General features: G+C 63.6%; 19 protein-coding genes and 1 pseudogene. 10 read left to right on the top strand and 10 right to left on the bottom strand.

Going from position 1 to position 18,381, the window contains the following annotated elements; genetic code table 11:
- Positions 1-74: 74 nt before the first annotated feature.
- Both AC1Z3V_RS31030 and AC1Z3V_RS31025 read right to left on the bottom strand, forming a co-directional pair.
- Positions 75-683 (bottom strand): 50S ribosomal protein L25/general stress protein Ctc, encoded by a 609-nt coding sequence (locus AC1Z3V_RS31030; RefSeq protein WP_429816091.1) that lies wholly within the window; start codon positions 681-683, stop codon positions 75-77.
- Positions 684-838: 155 nt separating this feature from the next.
- A complete protein-coding gene (locus AC1Z3V_RS31025) occupies positions 839-2,020 on the bottom strand; it encodes a benzoate/H(+) symporter BenE family transporter (protein ID WP_483503846.1) in 1,182 nt (393 codons plus the stop codon).
- Between the two features lie 248 nt (positions 2,021-2,268).
- Between AC1Z3V_RS31025 and AC1Z3V_RS31020 the strand changes: the two genes are divergently transcribed.
- The 3 genes from AC1Z3V_RS31020 (at position 2,269) to AC1Z3V_RS31010 (ending at position 5,546) form a co-directional block, all read left to right on the top strand.
- Positions 2,269-3,225, top strand: coding sequence for a helix-turn-helix domain-containing protein (locus tag AC1Z3V_RS31020; protein ID WP_483503844.1), 957 nt, complete (start codon positions 2,269-2,271; stop codon positions 3,223-3,225).
- A 259-nt stretch (positions 3,226-3,484) separates the two neighbouring features.
- Positions 3,485-4,993, top strand: coding sequence for an aldehyde dehydrogenase (gene adh, locus AC1Z3V_RS31015; protein WP_483503842.1), 1,509 nt, complete (start codon positions 3,485-3,487; stop codon positions 4,991-4,993).
- Positions 4,994-5,147: 154 nt separating this feature from the next.
- Complete coding sequence (locus tag AC1Z3V_RS31010) at positions 5,148-5,546, top strand: DUF779 domain-containing protein (RefSeq protein WP_483503840.1); 399 nt, start codon at positions 5,148-5,150, stop codon at positions 5,544-5,546.
- Positions 5,547-5,552: 6 nt separating this feature from the next.
- Here the strand turns inward: AC1Z3V_RS31010 and AC1Z3V_RS31005 are convergent, their stop codons facing one another.
- Positions 5,553-6,458: a LysR family transcriptional regulator gene (locus AC1Z3V_RS31005; protein ID WP_483503839.1), complete on the bottom strand. Its 906-nt coding sequence runs from the start codon at positions 6,456-6,458 to the stop codon at positions 5,553-5,555.
- Between the two features lie 116 nt (positions 6,459-6,574).
- On the opposite strand from AC1Z3V_RS31005, the gene AC1Z3V_RS31000 reads away from it, so the two are divergent.
- Positions 6,575-7,603 (top strand): aldo/keto reductase, encoded by a 1,029-nt coding sequence (locus AC1Z3V_RS31000; RefSeq protein WP_483503837.1) that lies wholly within the window; start codon positions 6,575-6,577, stop codon positions 7,601-7,603.
- A 70-nt stretch (positions 7,604-7,673) separates the two neighbouring features.
- Here AC1Z3V_RS31000 and AC1Z3V_RS30995 read toward each other — a convergent pair whose 3' ends face one another.
- The 4 genes from AC1Z3V_RS30995 to pgeF all read right to left on the bottom strand — a co-directional run bounded on the left by AC1Z3V_RS30995 (position 7,674) and on the right by pgeF (position 11,655).
- Positions 7,674-8,606 carry a ribose-phosphate pyrophosphokinase gene (locus AC1Z3V_RS30995; protein WP_065775021.1) on the bottom strand — a complete coding sequence of 311 codons (933 nt, stop codon included), beginning with the start codon at positions 8,604-8,606 and terminating at the stop codon, positions 7,674-7,676.
- 207 nt (positions 8,607-8,813) lie between these two features.
- Positions 8,814-9,623, bottom strand: coding sequence for a hypothetical protein (locus AC1Z3V_RS30990; RefSeq protein ID WP_483503835.1), 810 nt, complete (start codon positions 9,621-9,623; stop codon positions 8,814-8,816).
- A gap of 84 nt (positions 9,624-9,707) precedes the next feature.
- Positions 9,708-10,859: a M24 family metallopeptidase gene (locus AC1Z3V_RS30985; protein WP_483503833.1), complete on the bottom strand. Its 1,152-nt coding sequence runs from the start codon at positions 10,857-10,859 to the stop codon at positions 9,708-9,710.
- A 1-nt stretch (position 10,860) separates the two neighbouring features.
- On the bottom strand, positions 10,861-11,655 hold the full coding sequence (pgeF, locus tag AC1Z3V_RS30980) for a peptidoglycan editing factor PgeF (RefSeq protein WP_483503831.1): 795 nt from the start codon (positions 11,653-11,655) through the stop codon (positions 10,861-10,863).
- 134 nt (positions 11,656-11,789) lie between these two features.
- Here pgeF and AC1Z3V_RS30975 point away from each other — a divergent pair.
- Positions 11,790-12,329: pseudogene (locus AC1Z3V_RS30975) on the top strand (TRAP transporter small permease subunit); the annotation flags it as partial.
- A gap of 80 nt (positions 12,330-12,409) precedes the next feature.
- Here AC1Z3V_RS30975 and AC1Z3V_RS30970 read toward each other — a convergent pair.
- Both AC1Z3V_RS30970 and lgt read right to left on the bottom strand, forming a co-directional pair.
- Positions 12,410-13,513, bottom strand: coding sequence for a class I SAM-dependent methyltransferase (locus AC1Z3V_RS30970; protein WP_483503829.1), 1,104 nt, complete (start codon positions 13,511-13,513; stop codon positions 12,410-12,412).
- Between the two features lie 62 nt (positions 13,514-13,575).
- Positions 13,576-14,415, bottom strand: coding sequence for a prolipoprotein diacylglyceryl transferase (gene lgt, locus AC1Z3V_RS30965; RefSeq protein WP_429816046.1), 840 nt, complete (start codon positions 14,413-14,415; stop codon positions 13,576-13,578).
- Between the two features lie 215 nt (positions 14,416-14,630).
- On the opposite strand from lgt, the gene AC1Z3V_RS30960 reads away from it, so the two are divergent.
- The 5 genes from AC1Z3V_RS30960 to AC1Z3V_RS30940 all read left to right on the top strand — a co-directional run bounded on the left by AC1Z3V_RS30960 (position 14,631) and on the right by AC1Z3V_RS30940 (position 17,850).
- The gene (locus AC1Z3V_RS30960; RefSeq protein ID WP_275024421.1) at positions 14,631-14,891 is read left to right on the top strand and encodes an accessory factor UbiK family protein; all 261 of its coding nucleotides are present in this window, start codon (positions 14,631-14,633) and stop codon (positions 14,889-14,891) included.
- 448 nt (positions 14,892-15,339) lie between these two features.
- Positions 15,340-15,840 (top strand): type III secretion system chaperone family protein, encoded by a 501-nt coding sequence (locus tag AC1Z3V_RS30955; RefSeq protein ID WP_043618087.1) that lies wholly within the window; start codon positions 15,340-15,342, stop codon positions 15,838-15,840.
- Positions 15,841-15,842: 2 nt separating this feature from the next.
- The gene (proC, locus tag AC1Z3V_RS30950; protein ID WP_429816043.1) at positions 15,843-16,661 is read left to right on the top strand and encodes a pyrroline-5-carboxylate reductase; all 819 of its coding nucleotides are present in this window, start codon (positions 15,843-15,845) and stop codon (positions 16,659-16,661) included.
- A gap of 278 nt (positions 16,662-16,939) precedes the next feature.
- Entirely contained in the window at positions 16,940-17,281 is a 342-nt protein-coding gene (locus tag AC1Z3V_RS30945) for a tRNA-binding protein (protein WP_429816641.1), read from the top strand.
- A gap of 5 nt (positions 17,282-17,286) precedes the next feature.
- On the top strand, positions 17,287-17,850 hold the full coding sequence (locus AC1Z3V_RS30940) for a protein tyrosine phosphatase (RefSeq protein ID WP_483503826.1): 564 nt from the start codon (positions 17,287-17,289) through the stop codon (positions 17,848-17,850).
- 3 nt (positions 17,851-17,853) lie between these two features.
- On the opposite strand, the gene AC1Z3V_RS30935 is transcribed toward AC1Z3V_RS30940, so the two are convergent.
- The gene (locus AC1Z3V_RS30935) at positions 17,854-18,357 is read right to left on the bottom strand and encodes a tetratricopeptide repeat protein (protein WP_483503824.1); all 504 of its coding nucleotides are present in this window, start codon (positions 18,355-18,357) and stop codon (positions 17,854-17,856) included.
- Positions 18,358-18,381 lie beyond the last annotated feature (24 nt).

The following is an 18,381-nucleotide window of genomic DNA, read 5'->3' as shown; positions in this document are numbered from 1 at the left end:
CGCCCCAAACGAATGGGACGGGCTCTCGATGAAGTACGGCGGGACTGGCTTTTCGCCAGTCACCCGAAAGCCAATCAGGCTTCTGCTTCGCCTTCGGCTTCTTCCTTCACGCCACCGGCCGGAGCAACAAGCGTTGCAACGGTGAAGTCGCGGTCGGTGATGACCGGGGTCGCGCCCTTCGGCAGCTTGATGTTGGAAATGTGAACGGCGTCGCCGACCTTGAGGCCGGAGAGATCGACGGTCAGGAATTCCGGAATGTCGTCAGCCGAAACGTTGAGCTCGACTTCGTGGCGAACGATGTTGAGAACGCCGCCGGCCTTCAGGCCCGGGGACTTCTCTTCGTTCACGAAGTGAACCGGAACTTCAACGGTGACCTGGCTGTCCTTGGAGACGCGCAGGAAGTCGACATGCATGGTGAAGTCGCGGACCGGATCCAGCTGGTAGTCCTTCGGAAGGACGCGGATCTTTTCGCCGTTGACGTCGATGGTTGCGACGGTGGTCATGAAACCGCCGGCGTGAATCTTCATCGTCACTTCCTTGGTGGAGAGTGCGATGGAAAGGGGGGCCTGCTTGTCACCGTAGATGACAGCCGGGATAAGACCGTTGCGGCGAAGTTCACGGGAGGACCCCTTACCAACCCGTTCGCGCGTCTCGGCCTTGAGCTCGTAAGTTGCGTGGCTCATGGGTAGACCTTTCTATGTCTAATTCTGGAGAGCTCATCCGACATGCCGGATGAACCGAAGCCGCATGGGCTTCATCCGCGTTGCCTCCAAGGGTGTCTACGCGGACGCGCGCTGCATAGACGAGATCGCCCGCAAATGCAAGCTTTGCCGCGGGTTCAGGCCTTTTTGCGGGTAAGGCGCGCCAGCGCCAGCATCAACCCGCCGGCGATCAGCCCCCAGAAGGCGCCGGAAACGCCGCCGAAACTGACGCCGGAGGCGGTGACCAGGAAGGTGATGGCCGCGGCCTCGCGGGTCTTCGCCTCGGTGAAGGCGGCCATGGCGGAACTGGCGAAGGCGCCGACGAGGGCGAGGCCGGCGACCGCCTCGATCAGGATGGAAGGCGCAAGGCTGACGAAGGTGGTGACGACGCCGGCAAGCAGGCCGAAGAGAATATAGAAGGCGCCGGCATTGATCGCAGACCAGTAGCGCCTGCCGCGATCGGGATGGGAATCGCTGCCGGCGCACATGGCCGCCGTGATCGCCGCAAGGTTGACCGCATGGCCGCCAAAGGGGGCGCTCAGCATGGAGAAGACACCGGTCGTCGCGAACAGCGGGCCGGGGGCGGGGTGATAGTCGTTGACCTTCAGGACCGCGATGCCGGGGATGTTCTGCGAGGCCATGGTGACGATGAAGAGCGGCAGGGCAATGCTGACCATGGCGGCGACATTGAACCGCGGGGTCACGAACTCGACGGTCGGCACCAGCGCGGATGACAGGGAGGAAAGGGCTCCTTCGGGGATATCGACACCGAAGGCGATGACGAGCACGAAGGCGACGAGCGCGGCAGGCACCGCATAGAGCTTGTTGACGCTGCCGACGACCGCCCAGGCAATCAGGATCGGCAATCCTAAGAGAGGATTGAAGGCAATCGCCTTGACCGGCGCGAAGCAGAGGCTGAGCAGCACGCCGGCGAGCATGGCATTGGCGAGCGGGGCAGGGATGGTCGAAACCAGACGGCCGAGTGGCTTCCAGAGGCCGGCGATGACCACGAGCAATCCACAGACGAGAAAGGCGCCGACGGCAGCATTGAAGCCGCCCTCGATGATCCCGGCGCTCGCGAGCAGCGCGGCACCCGGCGTCGACCAGGCGATGCTGACCGGCAGCCGCGTGACGGCGCTGATGACGATCGCGCAGACGCCCATGGAGATCGACAGCGCCATCAGCCCGGAGGCGGCCTGTGCTTCGCTGGCGCCGACGCCGGTCAGCCCATGCAGAACGACGGCGAAGGAACTGGCGAAGCCGACGAAGGCGATCAGCAGGCCCATGAAAAGGCTCTGGAGCGAAAAGTCACGAAACATGGCGGCAACCGGCTGTTGTTGGTTGAGTCGCGGCGATTGATCCTTTCGCCTACCACATTCGGGCCGGCTGTCGATATCGGCGGCGTGATGCACCGATCAAACTCGCTGACGGATACTTGGGCTCTCGAACCTTCGTCTGGCTGGACCTTTGCGGAGATCGTTGGCTATAGTGCCGCCCAAGCAGGTGCGCCGTTTGGGAGATCGGCCGCATCGGTCTTCGCCGGTCGACGCTTTCAGGGAGGAAGGCGATGCCTGTCGTCAGGGATCATTCGGAACTTGTCTATCGGGTCGCGCACCAGCCTTCGGCCGCGGCGAGTTCGCCGGTGGCGGCGTCCTGGCGCCGCTGCATGACCCTGCACAAGCTTGCTCCGGAGGAAGCGCGTACGCCGCTTCGGCTCTTGGACAGCGAGTTTCTCTCCGTCCGCGAACGTTCGGGTGAATTGCTGGCGGAGGCCGGCATCGAGCTCGACCGGTTGTTTGCGACCGTCGGCAAGGCCGGCTGCTGCCTGCTCCTCACGGATGATGATGGCGTGGCGCTCGAACGGCGCGGTGCGGTCGGCGACGACGCGGATTTTCGTGGCGTCGGGCTCTGGTCGGGAACGGTGTGGAGCGAGGCGAGCGTCGGTACCAACGGCATCGGCACGGCGATCGCCGACGAGCGCGCCGTCGTCATCCAGCGCGACCAGCATTTCCTCAGCCGCAACATCGGCTTGAGCTGTGCCACCGCGCCGATCCGCGACCACCGCGGCCGGCTGGCGGCGGCCATCGACATTTCCACCTGCCGCGACGATGCCTCGGAGATCACCATGTCGATCCTGTCGCAGGCGGTTCGCGATGCCGCAGCGCGCATCGAGGCCGGCCTCTTCCGCCGCGCCTTCGCCGGTGCGCGCATCGTGCTGGTTCCGGTGGATCGCGCCGGGCCAGCGCTTCTCGCCGTCGACCGCGATGACCTCGTGCTCGGCGCCACACGTGCCGCGCGGCAATGGCTCGATCTCGACGACAAACGCATTGCTGCCGGAGTTCCGGCCTCCGATCTTCTCAGGGAAGACACGTCCGGCGACGCGGGCGAGCTACCAGATGCGGAGCGCGCCGCCCTTCGCCGCGTTCTCTCGCGTGCCAACGGCAACGTTTCCATGGCGGCCGAGCTGCTCGGTATCAGCCGCGCCACGCTTTACCGCAAGATGAAGCGGCTATCGGTGAATTGATCTCCTCACCGTGGGGAATGCCCTTCATCCCAACCTTCTCCGCGTTGTGACGGGGAGAAGGTCCTGGCAGGGGAATGAGGGGCAGCTTCTGACCGTTGCCGTTCCCTGCTTGCTGCATTGCAGCACGCTCGATGGAGCCAAGCTGTCTCAATTCTGAAACAGATCGTCTTGCGGGCGATTGCGCCTCACTATCGAAGATGACGGATCCGCCTCACCTTCCTCTCACAGCTCCGTTGCTGGTTCTCAGGGAGGAATGACCATGTTGCATCAGAAGATCGTCGAAAGCCCGTTCAAGCAGAAATACGGCAACTTCATCGGCGGCGAATGGCGCGAGCCGGTGGCCGGCCGCTACTTTGACAACACGACGCCGGTGACGGGCGGTGTGCTTTGCCAGGTGGCACGCTCGGATGCCGCCGATATCGAGCTGGCGCTTGATGCTGCCCATGCGGTTCGCGAGAAATGGGGCCGGACCTCGGCGGCCGAGCGCTCTAACATCCTGATGAAGATCGCCGGCCGCATGGAGGACAATCTCGAACTCCTGGCGCGCGCTGAAACCTTCGACAACGGCAAGCCGATCCGCGAGACCATGGCCGCCGACATTCCGCTCGCCATCGATCATTTCCGCTATTTCGCTGCCTGCATCCGTGCCCAGGAAGGCTCGATCGGCGAGATCGACCACGACACGGTCGCGTATCACTTCCACGAGCCGCTCGGCGTCGTCGGCCAGATCATTCCCTGGAACTTCCCGATCCTGATGGCGGCGTGGAAGCTGGCGCCGGCGCTTGCCGCCGGCAACTGCGTCGTGTTGAAGCCGGCCGAGCAGACGCCGGCCTCGATCCTCGTCTGGGCGGAATTGATCGGCGATCTGCTGCCGGCGGGCGTGCTCAACATCGTCAACGGCTTCGGCCTTGAGGCCGGCAAGCCGCTCGCCACCAGCCCGCGCATCGCCAAGATTGCCTTTACCGGCGAGACGACGACCGGCCGCCTGATCATGCAATATGCCAGCCAGAACCTCATTCCCGTGACGCTGGAACTCGGCGGCAAGTCGCCGAACATCTTCTTCGCCGACGTACTCGCCGAGGACGACGACTATTTCGACAAGGCGCTCGAAGGCTTTGCCATGTTCGCGCTGAACCAGGGCGAAGTTTGCACCTGCCCGAGCCGGGCGCTGGTGCAGGAGAGCATCTATGACCGCTTCATGGAACGGGCGGTGAAGCGCGTCGAGGCGATCCGCCAGGGCAATCCGCTCGACAGCGCCACGATGATCGGCGCGCAGGCGTCGAGCGAGCAGCTCGAAAAGATCCTCTCCTATATCGACATCGGCAAGCAGGAGGGCGCCGAAGTGCTGACCGGCGGCGGCCGCAATGTGCTGGAAGGCGAACTGTCGGAAGGCTTCTACGTCAAGCCGACCGTCTTCCGCGGGCACAACAGGATGCGGATCTTCCAGGAGGAAATCTTCGGGCCGGTCGTCTCGGTCACCACCTTCAAGACGGAAGCCGAGGCGCTGGAGATCGCCAACGACACGCTCTACGGCCTCGGTGCCGGCGTCTGGAGCCGCGATGCCAACCGCTGCTACCGCTTCGGCCGTGAAATCCAGGCCGGCCGCGTCTGGACCAATTGCTATCACGCCTATCCGGCCCACGCGGCCTTCGGCGGCTACAAGCAGTCCGGCATCGGCCGCGAGACGCACAAGATGATGCTCGATCACTACCAGCAGACCAAGAACATGCTGGTGAGCTACAGCCCGAAGGCGCTCGGCTTCTTCTGATCGGAACCTGCCTTCCCTGCCGCCGGGGAAGGCAACACGAGCGGGAGGGAGGTCGTCTCCACCCTTCCTCGAGCTCGAGCGTAGGCTGAGGCGTGCTCTCCACCCGCGCCTCAGCCGGCCAATATCGACCGCGCCTGAGCTTGGAGGCTCGCCAATGCCCACCGAACTGACGGAAGATACCGGGACCAGCGAACCCCGCGTGCTGGCGACGGATGCGGCGCTCGACCTCATCGCCGAAATCCGGCGCGATCACCCCGATATCCTGTTTCACCAGTCTGGCGGCTGCTGCGACGGCTCGTCACCCATGTGTTATCCGGCTGATGATTACATCGTCGGCGACAATGACGTGAAGCTCGGCGAGATCGGCGGCGCACCCGTCTATATCAGCGCCAGCCAATTCGAGGTCTGGAAGCACACGCAACTGATCATCGACGTGGTGCCGGGCAGGGGCGGCATGTTCTCGCTCGACAATGGACGGGAGAAGCGGTTCCTGACGCGGTCGCGGCTGTTTGATGGCGGCGAGGGGTGCGTCGTTATCTTTCGTGGGCGCTGAGGTGACCTACCTCCGCTCCCGCACCATCTTTGCCGCCAGATCGAGGAACGCCCGCAACTTGGGCTGGGTCTGCGCCTTCGCCGGAAAATAGATGAAGAGGCCGGGCGACGTCGGCAGGTAGGCTTCGAGCACCCGTTCGAGGTGTCCGCTTGTGACGGCGTCGTGCACGGAAAGGTCCGGCAGGTAGGCGAGCCCGGTGCCGGCTTCCGCCATCTCCACGAGCATCTGGAAATCGTTGACGGTCAGCCCGCCGGGTACGTCGACGGAGAAATCGCGTCCCTCCCGCTCGAACTCCCAGCGGTAGATCGTGCCGGACGCCGGGTAGCGATAACGGATCGCCTCGTGGCGCGTCAGCTCTTCGGGCGTTTGCGGCCGGCCTCGCTTCACGAAGTAGGCGGGTGAGCCGACCACTGCCCAGGTGATGTCGGGTGTCAGTCGCACTGCGATCATGTCCCGTTCGACCGCCTCGCCGATGCGGATGCCGGCATCGAAGCCGCGCTCGGTGATGTCGACAGCCGCATCGTCGATCGCCACTTCCACCGACACATCGGGATGAGCCTGCCGGAAGCGCGGCAGGAGCGGGGTCAGAGCCAGCGGGATCGCCATGCGCGGCACGGTCAGCCGCAGGTTGCCCATGGGCCGGTCGCGAAAGTCGCCGAGCAATTCATAGGCATCGACGATCTCGGTGGCGGCTGGGCGCACGCGCTTGAGGAAAGCGCTGCCCGCTTCGGTCAGCGCGACGCGCCGCGTGGTGCGGACGAAGAGTTGCAGGCCGAGACGGGTTTCCAGCGCTCTGATCGTCTGGCTGACGGCATTGGGCGTGACGCCGAGCATCGCCGCCGCCGCCGTGAAGCTGTTGTGCGTCGCGACCGCCAGAAACTCCCGCAATCCGTTGAAGGGATCGTTCGCCATTTGCCGATTATGAAGATTTTCTTCCAGAGCTTTAAAGATAAAGCCTGTTTCTCGCAAGAATCAACTTCGGCATGTTCTCTGCATCCAATCGGTCTATGAGGAAGATGGAGAACGACATGCAATATACGACGCTTGGAAATACCGGTCTCGCGGTCTCGCGCCTTGCTTTCGGCGCCATGACCTTTACCGCCGGCGATCGCAGCCTTGGCGCCGTCTACAAGACTGATGCCGAAGTGGCCGACGCCCTTGTCGGGCAGGCGCTGGATGCGGGCATCAATTTCTTCGACACGGCCGACGCCTATGCCTCCGGGCAGTCGGAACGGATCCTCGGCGAAGCGCTCAAGTCGCGTCGCGACGAGGTGGTGATCGCCACCAAGGTCGGCTTTCGCACCGGATCGCCGTTCACCCAGGCTGGCCTCTCGCGCCGCCATATCCTCTGGTCGGTCGACCAGAGCCTCAAGCGCCTCGGTACGGACTGGATCGATACCTATATCGTCCACAAGGAGGATCCGTACACGCCGCTTGAGGAAACGCTTTCCGCGCTCGACGCGGTCGTACGGTCCGGCAAGGTGCGCTACATCGGCTTTTCCAACTGGTCGGCGTGGAAGGTAGCGGCGGCAATGGAGCTTCAGAAGGCCAACGGGCTGGCGCCCTTCACCCATGGCCAGATGCATTATTCCTTGCTTGGTCGCGATGTGGAGCGTGACGTCATCCCGATGATGCAGCGGTACGGGTTGGGGCTGACGGTCTGGAGCCCGCTCGCTTCAGGCTTTCTCTCCGGCAAATACACGCGCGAAAATCTCGGCGATCCGGACAACCGCTATTCCGGCTTCGACATCCTGCCCTTTGACAAGGAGCAGGGCTTCAAGCTGGTGGAACGCATGCGGGTGATCGCCGATCACCATGGGGCGAGCGTGGCGCAGGTGGCGATCGCCTGGCTGCTGGCAAAGAAGGCGGTGACGAGCGTGCTGCTCGGCGCCTCCAAGCCGCACCAGCTCAAGGACAATCTCGGCGCGGCCGATCTGGCGTTGACGCCGGCGGAAATCGCCGCGCTCGATGCCGAGACCGTGCCCGCGCCGGTTTATCCGAACTGGTTCATCGACAATCTCGTCGACCAGCCGGTGGCGCAGGCTCTCGGGAAATAGCGGCATCTCCACAACAAAAAACGCCGGCGCTTGGCGCCGGCGTTCATGAATTGCCGAGTTGGAAACGACCTCAGTCGAAGAGGCTCGATACCGACTCTTCCTGGCTGGTGCGGCTGATGGCTTCGCCGAGCAGGCCTGCCGTCGTGATCACCCGGATATTGTGGGCGGACTGGACGGCCGTCGTCGGCTGAATCGAGTCGGTGATGACCAGTTCCTTCAGCATCGACGAGGTGACACGGGCAACTGCGCCGCCGGAGAGGACGCCGTGGGTGATGTAGGCGGTGACGCTGGTTGCGCCGTTTTTCAGCAGCGCTTCGGCCGCGTTGCAGAGCGTGCCGCCGGAATCGACGATGTCGTCGATCAGCAGGCAGTCCTTGCCCTTCACGTCGCCGATGACGTTCATGACTTCCGATTCACCCGGACGGTCGCGGCGCTTGTCGACGATCGCCAGCAGACAGTCGAGGCGCTTGGCGAGTGCACGGGCGCGAACCACGCCACCGACATCCGGCGAAACGACCATGACGTTCTTGAGGTCGTAGTTTTCCTTGACGTCACGCGCCAGGATCGGGATCGCATAGAGGTTATCGGTCGGGATATCGAAGAAGCCCTGGATCTGTCCGGCATGAAGATCGAGAGTCAGTACGCGGTCGGCGCCGGCTTCGGTGATCAGGTTGGCGACGAGCTTGGCGGAGATCGGCGTGCGCGGACCGGGTTTGCGGTCCTGGCGGGCATAGCCGAAATAGGGAAGCACTGCGGTGATGCGGCGGGCGGAGGAGCGGCGCACCGCGTCGATCATGATGAGCAGTTCCATCAGGTGATCGTTGGTGGGGAAGGAGGTCGACTGGATGATGAAGACATCCTCGCCGCGCACGTTTTCGCCGATTTCGACGAAGATTTCCTGATCGGCGAAACGGCGTACTGTCGCTTTGCCGAGGGGCAGGTTGAGATAGTTGCAGATCGCTTCGGCCAGGAGCCGGTTCGAATTGCCTGCGAAAACCTTCATTGACGGACCGCCTTGAGCTGGCGCGGTCACCGTCCGGCACTTTTCCGGGAGCGGTGTGTTCCGCGCAGATTCCGAGAGCCATTCCAATCGCGGACATTCTTTGCGGATGGCCGCCGTTCAGAGCTGATCGGCCGCTTTTTAGCGAGACTGAACTTGAATGCAAGGGGAATGCTGCGCCGCGAAGGCCAATATCCTAAAAACTTTGTGTCAACCGGCCTGAGATTGCCGCCATTCGAGGTAGGCGTTGATGGTTTTTGTCGCGATTCCCTGCATGGTTGTCGCCGGTACTCCGCTCCACAAGTCGGCGCCGCCGCCGGGAACCGATTCCTGTCCCTGGATGCGGTGCAGGCGGTTGCCGCCGCCGTCGAGCACGTCCCAGACATAGACGACGGTGGTCTTGTCGCCGTCCTTCAGCGTCGAGAAGTAGCCCTTGAGGATATGTTCGCTGCTGGCGTCGGCCGAGCCCTTGATCGTCAGGCCATGTGCGCGTGCCTCGGTACCGAGCTGTTTGGAGAGCGGCGTGACCGCCTGAACCGGCGCGCCGATGATCGGCAGGAAACGGATCGATCCGCTGGCGGCCGCGCTTGCCTTCGGCAGCGAAGCGACGCTCGGTTGGTTCTGAATGGTCTCGGCTGCGGCCGCGGTCTGCTGCACCGGCGTCGGTTGGGCTTGAGTCATGCTCTGTACCGGAGCGGAACCGGCGGCAAGCCTGTTTGCCTGGCCTTCGAGCGTGCCGGCCGGATCGGTATAGGTCGCGTCGCCCATGGCATAGGCCGTCGGCGTGTTCGACGGGGCCGGCTCCGTGGTGAAGGCCGTGGTCTGGCTGACGGGCGCCCGTTGCACCGGAGCGACGGCGGTCTGGCTGGACATGGAGTCGAGGTCGGATTGCGTCACCGGCGGCGAGCGGAAGGTCCCGCCACCGACGTCGACCTGCGGCGTCAGCATGTCGGTGCTGTTGCAGCCGGCCAAGGCGATGAGCAGGCCAAGGCTGAAAAGGGGCGTCGAGAGCTTTCGCATGGTCAACCGTCCGTTTCTTCGCGGCAGTTTCCTGAAATGGTCTCCTGTCGTCTGCCAGTTCAAAGCAATTCTAGGCGGATTTCCCTAAGCAGAAATGAAGTCCAGGCCGTAACGCGACAACGCGCGTGGCGTATCCGTGGTGGTGAGATAGGTCTGGCCGAGGGTCATGGCGGTGCCGCTGTCGGAATCCATGATGATCATGTGCACGAACAGCGACATGTTCGGCTCGATCTCCTGCGGGTTGCCGGCATGGAACATCTGGTGCTCCATCCAGGAGGGCGAGAAGCGGGCGCCGAGCGAATAGCCACAGGCATTCAGGCGGTGGCGGGCGAGGCCGCGCTCGTCGATGATCTTGGCATGCATGTCGAAGACGGTGCCAAAGGTGTTGCCGGGACGAAGCACCATCTCGATCGCCTGGATGGTTTCGCGGCAGGCGCTGTAGAGTTCGCGGTGACGGTTGGTCGGCTCGCCGATGACGACGGTGCGCATCATCGCGGCATGATAGTGAGCGCTGACGCCGGCCCATTCGAGCGTGAGCTGGTCTTGGCTGTCGAGCACGCGGCGCCCGGACTTGTAGCGGCAGAGCAGCGCGTCGGTGCCGGAGCCGATGATGAACTCGTTGGCCGGATAGTCGCCGCCGCCGGCGAGGATCTTGCCCTGCATCGCCGCGAGGATGTCGGCCTCGTTGCCGCCGGGACGGATCAGCGGCAGTGCGGCTTCGAGCGCATCATCGGCGAGGCTGGCCGCCTTCTCGACATAGGCGATCTCGGCGTCGCTCTTGATGAGGCGCAGACGGCTGACGAGGAGCGAGGCGTCGATCAGTTCGCCGAAGGTCTGGAGCTGGCGGTCGAGCAGACGGGCGACGCGGCCGGTCATGCCGTGCGTGTCATATTCGACGCCGATGCGGCAGCCGAGCAGGTCGAGTTCGCTCAAGAGGTTCTTGAGGTCCAGGGTCGGATCGGCATTGGCCCGGTCCACCCAGATCTCGATGCGCTCGATGTTGGAGGTGTGGCGTGCCTGGCGCAGGTCGGCCGAGCGCGTCAGCAGGACCATCGAGCCGTCCTTCTTCACGACCAGCGTCTGGAAGAAGCAGTAGCCGAAGGTATCGTAGCCCGTCAGCCAGTACATGCTCTCCTGGGCGAAGAGCAGCATCGCATCGAGCTTCTCCTCGCGCATCTTCTCGGTCAGCCGCTCAAGACGGCTTGCATATTCTTCCTGGGCAAAATGAAGCGCCATGTCAGGTCCCCTGTATGCAAATGGCGGAAATCTGTCGGCCGTAGTCCGGTTCCTGCCTGTGGGTCGTCCGACGGTAGGAGAAGAAACGCTCCTCGTCGGCATAGGTGCAGATATCTAGATTTTCGGCGGTAACGCCGGCTTCGGTCAACCTGCGGATCGTGAGGCCCGGCAGGTCGAACATTGCGTGGCCGTCGCGGTCGGACGGCCTGAAATAGGATGCGTAGCTCTCGTTCGACGAGACGAAGCGCTCGACGAATTCGGCGCCGACCTCGTAGTTGCGGCGGCTGATCGACGGGCCGAGGCAGGCGACGATGCGATCGCGCCGAGCGCCGAGCGTCACCATCGCGTCGATCGTGCTTTCGAGCACACCGCCGAGCGCCCCCTTCCAGCCGGCATGGGCCGCGCCGATGACATTGGCTCCAGGATCGGCAAAGAGAATTGGGCCGCAATCGGCCGTCAGAACACCGAGCACGATGCCCGGTGTCGCCGTCACCAGCGCGTCGGCCTCGGGCCGCGCGCCGTCATAGCTTCCGTCTATGATGACGGCGTCGGGAGAATGGACCTGGTGCACGGTCGCCAGCCGCTCCAGCGGCGCGCCGAACCAGCCGGCGACGCGGGTGCGATTCTCGTTGACATGGGCTCTTTCGTCCTTCGAGCCGAGGCCGACATTGAGGCCGCGATAGAGCCCTTCGGAAACGCCCCCCTGGCGGGTGAAATAGCCGTGGGCGATTGCCGGCCCGACCTTCTCGCTGAAAAGCGAGCTTTGCACGGGAGAAAGCGCGGCGTCATGCTGCATCGGTATATTTGCCTTTGCTTTATGAATAAATTCAATGGGTTTGGGCGCGCGCTCCGGCCCGGCGACTGGCGGCTGATTTGCCGGCGCGATGTTGACCCGCGATGGCTGGGCTGTCAATTCCCGAACGACGAGGGATGCCGACGGCCTGGATATTCGACGCCAGCAACATGTTCTATGGGACGCCGTTCATGCTCGCAGGCGCATACGCCCTGGCGCAGAATGCCCATGTGCGCGGCGACTTCCTCTACAGTTCCATGAGGCCGCGCACGCAGGCCGCTCTTGATCTGGTCCTCTACATCCTCTTCTTTCTGCCCGGCGTCACCGCGCTCGTTTACGCCGGCTACGATTACGCAGCGCTTTCCTGGCGGATCGGCGAGCATTCCAACGTGATGGCCGAGGGGCCGCCCATCCACTACTTCAAGACCGTCATTCCAGTCGCCGGCGGTCTCGTCCTGCTGCAGGGGTTGGCCGAGATCATCCGTTGCATCGTTTGCCTGCGGACCCGTGAATGGCCAGATCGGCTCAAGGATGTCGAGGAACTCGACGTCGTCGCCGAGCAGCTCGATCACAGCGGGGATGTGGACACGCAAGCGCGCGAGGCAGCGATCGAGCGGGCGCAGGAGATCGACCGGGCGGCGCGGCAACGGGGAATGAGGGGAGACGGCGAGACGTGAGGGTCCACTCCTCGGATTGACGATGCTGATGCTCATGCTCATCGTGGTGGTCATCATGCACCGTGCGTTGGGCTGCCGCGTCAGGCCTTCGGTCTTCGGAAGGGTGACAGGGGTACCGGCGGGCTGCTGACGGCGAGGACCTTGAAGAGTTCGCCCATCTTTCCGGCACCGGCGCCGGCGAGCCTTTCCACGTCCTGGCGGATGCTCTCTTGCGTCGCGGCGTCCTTGTCGCGGCCAAGTGCCGCGGCGCGATCGAGAAGACCGAGCCCCACGAGGAAATCGCCCTGGTGGGCAAGGCCGTTGATCTGCACGTCGTCGGTCTTGGCGCGGCGGGCGAGCTGCTCGAAATCGACATGGCTGGTGAGATCGGCCCGCCCTGGATTGGCGAGTGGCGGATCATACTCGTGATTGCGAACGGCCTGCAGCGTATCGCCATAGCCGGTGGCAAGGTGGCCGTAATCGATGATCACGGCGGTGCCGCCGCTGATCTTCAGCCGCTCGCAAAGGGCGGACATCACGGCATCGCGGGCAGGGGCGATCTCGAAGATCGTGCCTTCGGCGACGCCCTGTGCCGGCGTCGGCAGCAGGCTCGGGTCGATGCCGGCGACGCCGGCAGCAAAGGTCAATTCGTCGTTCGCGTCGAGGCCGACCATGCGCTCACGGAACCCTTGTGTCGTGCGCACGAATTGCCGGATCGGGATCGCATCGAACAGCTCGTTGGCGGCAAGCAGCAGGAAGCCTTCGGGCAAAGTCTCGAAGCTTGCGTGCCATTCGACCTTGTTGCCATGGGCGGCAAGGGTTTCGGACTGGATCTTGCGCAGGCGCTCACTGGTTTCGACGAGATGCACGCCAGCGGACGCATAGAGCTCCGGTGCGAGGCGACGCACGACGCGCAGCATGTCGGCCATCATCGTGCCGCGGCCGGGGCCGATCTCGGCGATGACGGCGCCTTCGGGCTTGCCGTGCTGCTGCCAGGCGTGGACGAGGAAGATGCCGATCATCTCGCCGAAGAGTTGGCTGATTTCCGGCGCCGTGATGAAATCGCCCTCCCTGCCGAAAGGTTCGTGCACCCGGTAATAACCGTGCTCCGGATCCGCAAGGCAAAGCGAGAAATAATCGGTGACGCTGATCGGCCCGTGAGCCTTGATCAGCGCCTTGATCTTGTCCGCGAGTGGTGTCGTCATGCGTTCGCCCAGTTGACGGGGTGCGGCAGGAGCCGCACGCACCGTTCCTCCTCATTCCGCGCTTAGGCTGCGGCCGCGCGGCGCGCCCGGGCGATCGCCCAGATGCCGGCCAGTGCCATCGGCAGCGAGAGCAGCATGCCCATCGTCAGCCAGCCGCCGACAAGATAGCCGATCTGGGCGTCCGGTTCGCGGAAGAATTCGACGAAAATACGGCTCAAGGCGTAGCCAAGCACGAAGATGCCGGTGACAAGGCCCGGCGATTTCAACGCCTGGCGGCGGTAGATGAACCAGGCGAGCACACAGAGCAGCACCAGGCCTTCCAGCGCCGCTTCGTAAAGCTGGCTCGGGTGGCGGGCAAAGGGCCCGCCGGTCGGGAAGACGATTGCCCAGGGCATCGATGACAGCCGGCCCCAGAGTTCGCCGTTGATGAAATTGGCAATGCGGCCGAAGAACAGCCCGATCGGGACGACGGCAGCGACGATATCGAATAGGCTCCAGAGCACGATGCCGTTGCGCCGCGCGAAGATGATCATGGCGAGCGTGGTGCCGAGGAAACCGCCATGGAACGACATGCCGCCGTTCCAGATCTCAATGGCGCGGATCGGATTGGCGAGCACGGAGCCCAGATCGTAGAAGAGGATGTAGCCGATGCGGCCGCCGAGTACGATGCCGCCGGCGGCCCAGAGCAGGAAGTCGTCGAGTTGCTGCAGCGTGACGGCGGGGGTCTCGTTGCGCCAGAGCGCAGTATTCATCGCGAGGCGGCGCGCATAGAACCAGCCGATCAGGATGCCCGCGACATAGGCGAGCCCGTACCAATGAACGGCAAGCGGCCCGATCTGGAAGATGACGGGGTCGATTTCGGGGAAGGGAAGAATGGCGAGGCGGGCCGCTAAAGTTTCCAAGATATGTTCTCGTATCTATTTTCTTGTGCAAGGGCCGATTGTTTGGCGGAACATGGCGAGCGATTTCCGCCGGGTCAAGGCGCCTGTGCGTGCGCCTGGTACACGGCGGCGTGATTTGGCATGTGATTTTCCTTGCATCCGCTCGCCGCTGACCCTACCTGAAATTCATGACCGCATCGCAATGCGAGGCGACGACTGAAATGGAGATCGCGACGATGAGCACAGGCGCCAACCGCATTCTGGATGACTTTGCCAAGATGATGACCGATGCCGCAGGTGCCGCCCAGGGCGTGCGCCGCGAGGTCGAGACCGCCTTCCGCGCGCAGGCCGAACGGGCGCTGAACTCGCTCGACGTGGTCAAGCGCGAGGAGTTCGAGATGGTCAAGGAAATGGCGATCAAGGCGCGCGAGGAAAACGATGCGCTGCTCGCCCGCATCGAGGCTTTGGAAGCGCGTCTCGCCGAGGCCGGCAAGTAACGCGATTCCGCCGAAATAACGGTATTTCAGCGTTTTTACTTCGCCCGCGAACTGGTTTCGCGGGCGTTTTGCTGTCGTTTGTCCTGGATCGTCTGAAACGCCGTTGAGGCTGGTTAATAAAACCTGAAAAGTTTTCCACCTGTGGACACTGCCAAAAAACCCTTATGGCAGAGTCGGTTAAGCTCTCGCGCTTCATCCAAATGACAACGTGGACGCGATTCATCCCGGCTATTTTTCGGCCCGGGGGCTGGCAGCCTGACTCCGCCATTATACACTGATTTTAAATGATGATTCGAAACGAACCACGCAAGCTCCGGGCAGGGTAAGTCAGCCAGGATGGATGTGAGTTCAGCAATCATAGTGTGTTTGTAATCGGTGTCGGGTTTGCAGCGTTGCGTCTTGTGAGCGTGATGATGCACGTCTGCGCCACACCTATACAGGGTGATGCATGAGCCTTTTGGAAATGGAAGTCGAGCGCCAATCCAACCCGGTCGATATGATCGAGTTCGTGGCCGCAAACAACGACTGGTCGTTCGAACGATCCGGCGAAGACGAAATCGCCATGACGGTCGAAGGCAAGTGGGCGGACTACCACGTTTCCTTCTCCTGGATGGAGGAATTCGAGGCTCTGCATCTCGCCTGCGCCTTCGACATCAAGGTTCCGGAAAGCCGGGTCAACGAAGTCATCCGCCTGCTCTCCCATATCAACGGACAGGTGCTGATGGGCCACTTCGACCTGTGGCGCCAGGAGGAAGTGGTGATCTTCCGCCAGTCGCTGCTGCTTGCCGGCGGCGCCGAGCCCACCAACCAGCAGGTCGAAGTTCTGCTTTCGAGCGCACTCGACGCTTGCGAATCCTATTATCAGGCGTTTCAATTCGTCGTCTGGTCCGGCATGGACGCGCAGCGCGCCGTCGATGCGGTCCTGTTTGAAACGGTTGGAGAGGCCTGATCATGACGAATGCCGCTTCCGGTCCCATCGTCCTCGTCGGCGCCGGCAATATGGGCGGCGCCATGCTTTCCGGCTGGCTGAAAAGCGGCGTCAAGGGCGCCGACGTGCTCGTCGTCGATCCCGGCCCGCCGCCGGCCATGGCCAAGCTCATCGCCGATAACGGCGTGACCCATGCGACCTCGGCGCCATCCGGTGTCCAGGCGGGCGTGATCTTCCTGGCGGTCAAGCCGCAGGTGATGGAAACCGTGCTGCCGCCGCTGAAGCCGCTCGTCGGGCCGGACACGGTCATCGTATCGGTCGCGGCCGGCAAGACGCTCGCCTTCATCGAAACGCATCTCGCCGCAGCGGCCACGGTTCGCGCCATGCCGAACACGCCGGCGATGATCGGCCGCGGCGTCACCGGCGCCTTTGCCAATGCGCGCGTCAGCGAAGCGCAGCGCGCCCAGGTTCACGATCTCTTGAAGGTGAGCGGTCCGGTCGAATGGGTCAGGACCGAAGCCGAGATCGATGCCGTGACGGCCGTTTCGGGCAGCGGTCCGGCCTATGTCTTCTATCTCGTCGAGTGCATGGCGGAGGCCGGGCGCAAGGCCGGCCTCGAGGCGGACCTCGCCATGCGGCTCGCACGGGAAACCGTCGCGGGGGCGGGAGAATTGTTGCACCAATCCCCGGACGAAGCGGCAAGGCTACGCCAGAACGTGACGTCGCCCGGCGGCACGACGGCGGCCGCACTCTCCGTGTTGATGGCCGACGATGGCATGCAGCCGCTGTTCGACAAGGCGATCGCGGCTGCGCGCAAACGGGCGGAAGAGCTGGCGGGCTAGAGCATCCAGTTTCAAGTGGAATCACTTGAAAGCGGAAAGATGGCCTAGAATCAAAGTGCTAGAGCATCCTTTGTGCGTTCTTATGAACGCACGGCCTACTAGAGCGCGCACGCCAACCAAATGCAGATTGCGGCCCCGCGACATCGTCGTGGGGCCGATCCATTTCGTGGGCGTCGACGATTGCTGCTTCAATGGCGCCGCTGCGGCGCGGAACCTTCCGGAATCTCGCCGGATGCTTTAAGCCCGGCGGCGAAGACCGTTTCACTAAGGACATTGTTATGGCTGAAACTATTGAATTTGCTGATTTCGAGCGCGTCGACATTCGCGTGGGCACGATTGTGGAGGCCGAGCCCTTTCCGGAAGCGCGCAAGCCGGCCTTCAAGCTGAAGATCGATTTTGGCCCGGAGATCGGCATAAAAAAGTCATCGGCGCAAATCACCGTGCACTATCGTCCGGAAGATCTCGTCGGGCGGCAGGTGCTGGGCGTGGTCAATTTTCCGCCACGCCAGATTGGGCCTGTCCGCTCCGAAGTGCTGACGCTGGGCTTTGAAGACGAGGCCGGCGCGATCGTGCTGGCTGCCACCGAACGGTCGGTCCCCAACGGCAAAAAACTGATGTGATCCCTATGACGATTTCATTCGAAGTGGTCTCCGAACGCGTCAAGGTCTCCTGTCTCTGGCGCGCTGCTGATGCTGCGCGCGACTGGCGCGCGAGCCACGTGCTTTCGCTGCTCGATCCGGAGCTGCCGGATGCCAACGTGCCTGTCATCACTGACGCGAGCCACCGGGTCGTGCGCATGCGCGACCAGGAAAACCCGACCGCCACCCAGCATTTTCCGGATCTGGTGTTGGACGTGTTCGAGGCGATGCGCCCCGCGGCCGAGGATGCGTCGAGCCGCATTCTCGTGCATTGCCACGCCGGCGTCAGCCGTTCCACCGCCTTCGCCTATGGGCTGATTGCCCATCAGTTCGGCGCGGGCCGCGAGGACGAAGCCTTCCAGGCGCTGCTGACGATCACCCGCAAGCCCTGGCCGAACCGGCGGATCATCGAGATCCTCGACGAAGCCCTCGGCCGCGAGGGCCGGCTTCTGGCGCCGCTCGATGTCATGCGCGCCCGCCACCCGCGCCGCATCGACGCCTGGCACCGCTTCAACGAACGCCGCGGCCTGACGTCGATCTACAAGCGGTAGTGCTTACGCGTCAGACAGCAGCGCGTCGGCATAGCGCTTGAGCGACCGGTTGTAGCGGGGGAGGTGGCGCGACAGGGCGCCGAGCGAAAGCGCAGCCGCCTCCTGGGCGCGTCCGGCATCGACCAGGCAAAGAGCCAGGAACGCGACGACCGCATCGTCGAACTCGTCCGATGGTTCCGTCCGCTCGGCGCTGAGCAAGGCGATGCCTTCGCCGGCCCGGCCGAGATTGCGCAAGGTGCTGGCAAGCTGAATGGTGGCGCGCCGGCGGCGGATGCCGGTGAGACCGGTTTCAAGCGCCTGCCGATAGAGAGGTTCGGCTTCCGTCTCATGGCCGGTCGAGTCCTGTGCACAGGCTCGCTCGAACAGGCCTATGGCGTGGTTTTCCGGCAGTTCGGCCGCCAGCGCCTCGATGCGTGCGACGAAGGTTTCGGCGTCGGTGGCGCCGAAGGCAGCCCAGAGTTCAGCCAGCCGTCGTTCCCATTCATTCGAGTCGATAGTGCCCGACATGTTCCGTCCCTCTGCCCCAATTCC

The sequence above is a fragment of the Ensifer sp. 38_S197 genome (assembly GCF_056924495.1).
This window is presented reverse-complemented; position numbering and strand designations above follow the sequence as displayed.

Excerpts from the sequence above, each read along its gene's own strand:
- AC1Z3V_RS30945 (WP_429816641.1), top strand. The coding sequence starts at position 16,940 with ATGGCTGAAACTATTGAATTTGCTGATTTCGAGCGCGTCGACATTCGC.
- AC1Z3V_RS31000 (WP_483503837.1), top strand. The coding sequence starts at position 6,575 with ATGCAATATACGACGCTTGGAAATACCGGTCTCGCGGTCTCGCGCCTT.
- AC1Z3V_RS31030 (WP_429816091.1), bottom strand. The coding sequence starts at position 683 with ATGAGCCACGCAACTTACGAGCTCAAGGCCGAGACGCGCGAACGGGTT.
- AC1Z3V_RS31020 (WP_483503844.1), top strand. The coding sequence starts at position 2,269 with ATGCCTGTCGTCAGGGATCATTCGGAACTTGTCTATCGGGTCGCGCAC.
- AC1Z3V_RS31025 (WP_483503846.1), bottom strand. The coding sequence starts at position 2,020 with ATGTTTCGTGACTTTTCGCTCCAGAGCCTTTTCATGGGCCTGCTGATC.
- AC1Z3V_RS30985 (WP_483503833.1), bottom strand. The coding sequence starts at position 10,859 with ATGGCGCTTCATTTTGCCCAGGAAGAATATGCAAGCCGTCTTGAGCGG.
- AC1Z3V_RS30990 (WP_483503835.1), bottom strand. The coding sequence starts at position 9,623 with ATGCGAAAGCTCTCGACGCCCCTTTTCAGCCTTGGCCTGCTCATCGCC.
- AC1Z3V_RS30960 (WP_275024421.1), top strand. The coding sequence starts at position 14,631 with ATGAGCACAGGCGCCAACCGCATTCTGGATGACTTTGCCAAGATGATG.
- AC1Z3V_RS30995 (WP_065775021.1), bottom strand. The coding sequence starts at position 8,606 with ATGAAGGTTTTCGCAGGCAATTCGAACCGGCTCCTGGCCGAAGCGATC.
- adh (WP_483503842.1), top strand. The coding sequence starts at position 3,485 with ATGTTGCATCAGAAGATCGTCGAAAGCCCGTTCAAGCAGAAATACGGC.
- pgeF (WP_483503831.1), bottom strand. The coding sequence starts at position 11,655 with ATGCAGCATGACGCCGCGCTTTCTCCCGTGCAAAGCTCGCTTTTCAGC.
- AC1Z3V_RS30955 (WP_043618087.1), top strand. The coding sequence starts at position 15,340 with ATGAGCCTTTTGGAAATGGAAGTCGAGCGCCAATCCAACCCGGTCGAT.
- AC1Z3V_RS30935 (WP_483503824.1), bottom strand. The coding sequence starts at position 18,357 with ATGTCGGGCACTATCGACTCGAATGAATGGGAACGACGGCTGGCTGAA.
- proC (WP_429816043.1), top strand. The coding sequence starts at position 15,843 with ATGACGAATGCCGCTTCCGGTCCCATCGTCCTCGTCGGCGCCGGCAAT.
- AC1Z3V_RS31010 (WP_483503840.1), top strand. The coding sequence starts at position 5,148 with ATGCCCACCGAACTGACGGAAGATACCGGGACCAGCGAACCCCGCGTG.
- AC1Z3V_RS30940 (WP_483503826.1), top strand. The coding sequence starts at position 17,287 with ATGACGATTTCATTCGAAGTGGTCTCCGAACGCGTCAAGGTCTCCTGT.
- AC1Z3V_RS31005 (WP_483503839.1), bottom strand. The coding sequence starts at position 6,458 with ATGGCGAACGATCCCTTCAACGGATTGCGGGAGTTTCTGGCGGTCGCG.
- AC1Z3V_RS30970 (WP_483503829.1), bottom strand. The coding sequence starts at position 13,513 with ATGACGACACCACTCGCGGACAAGATCAAGGCGCTGATCAAGGCTCAC.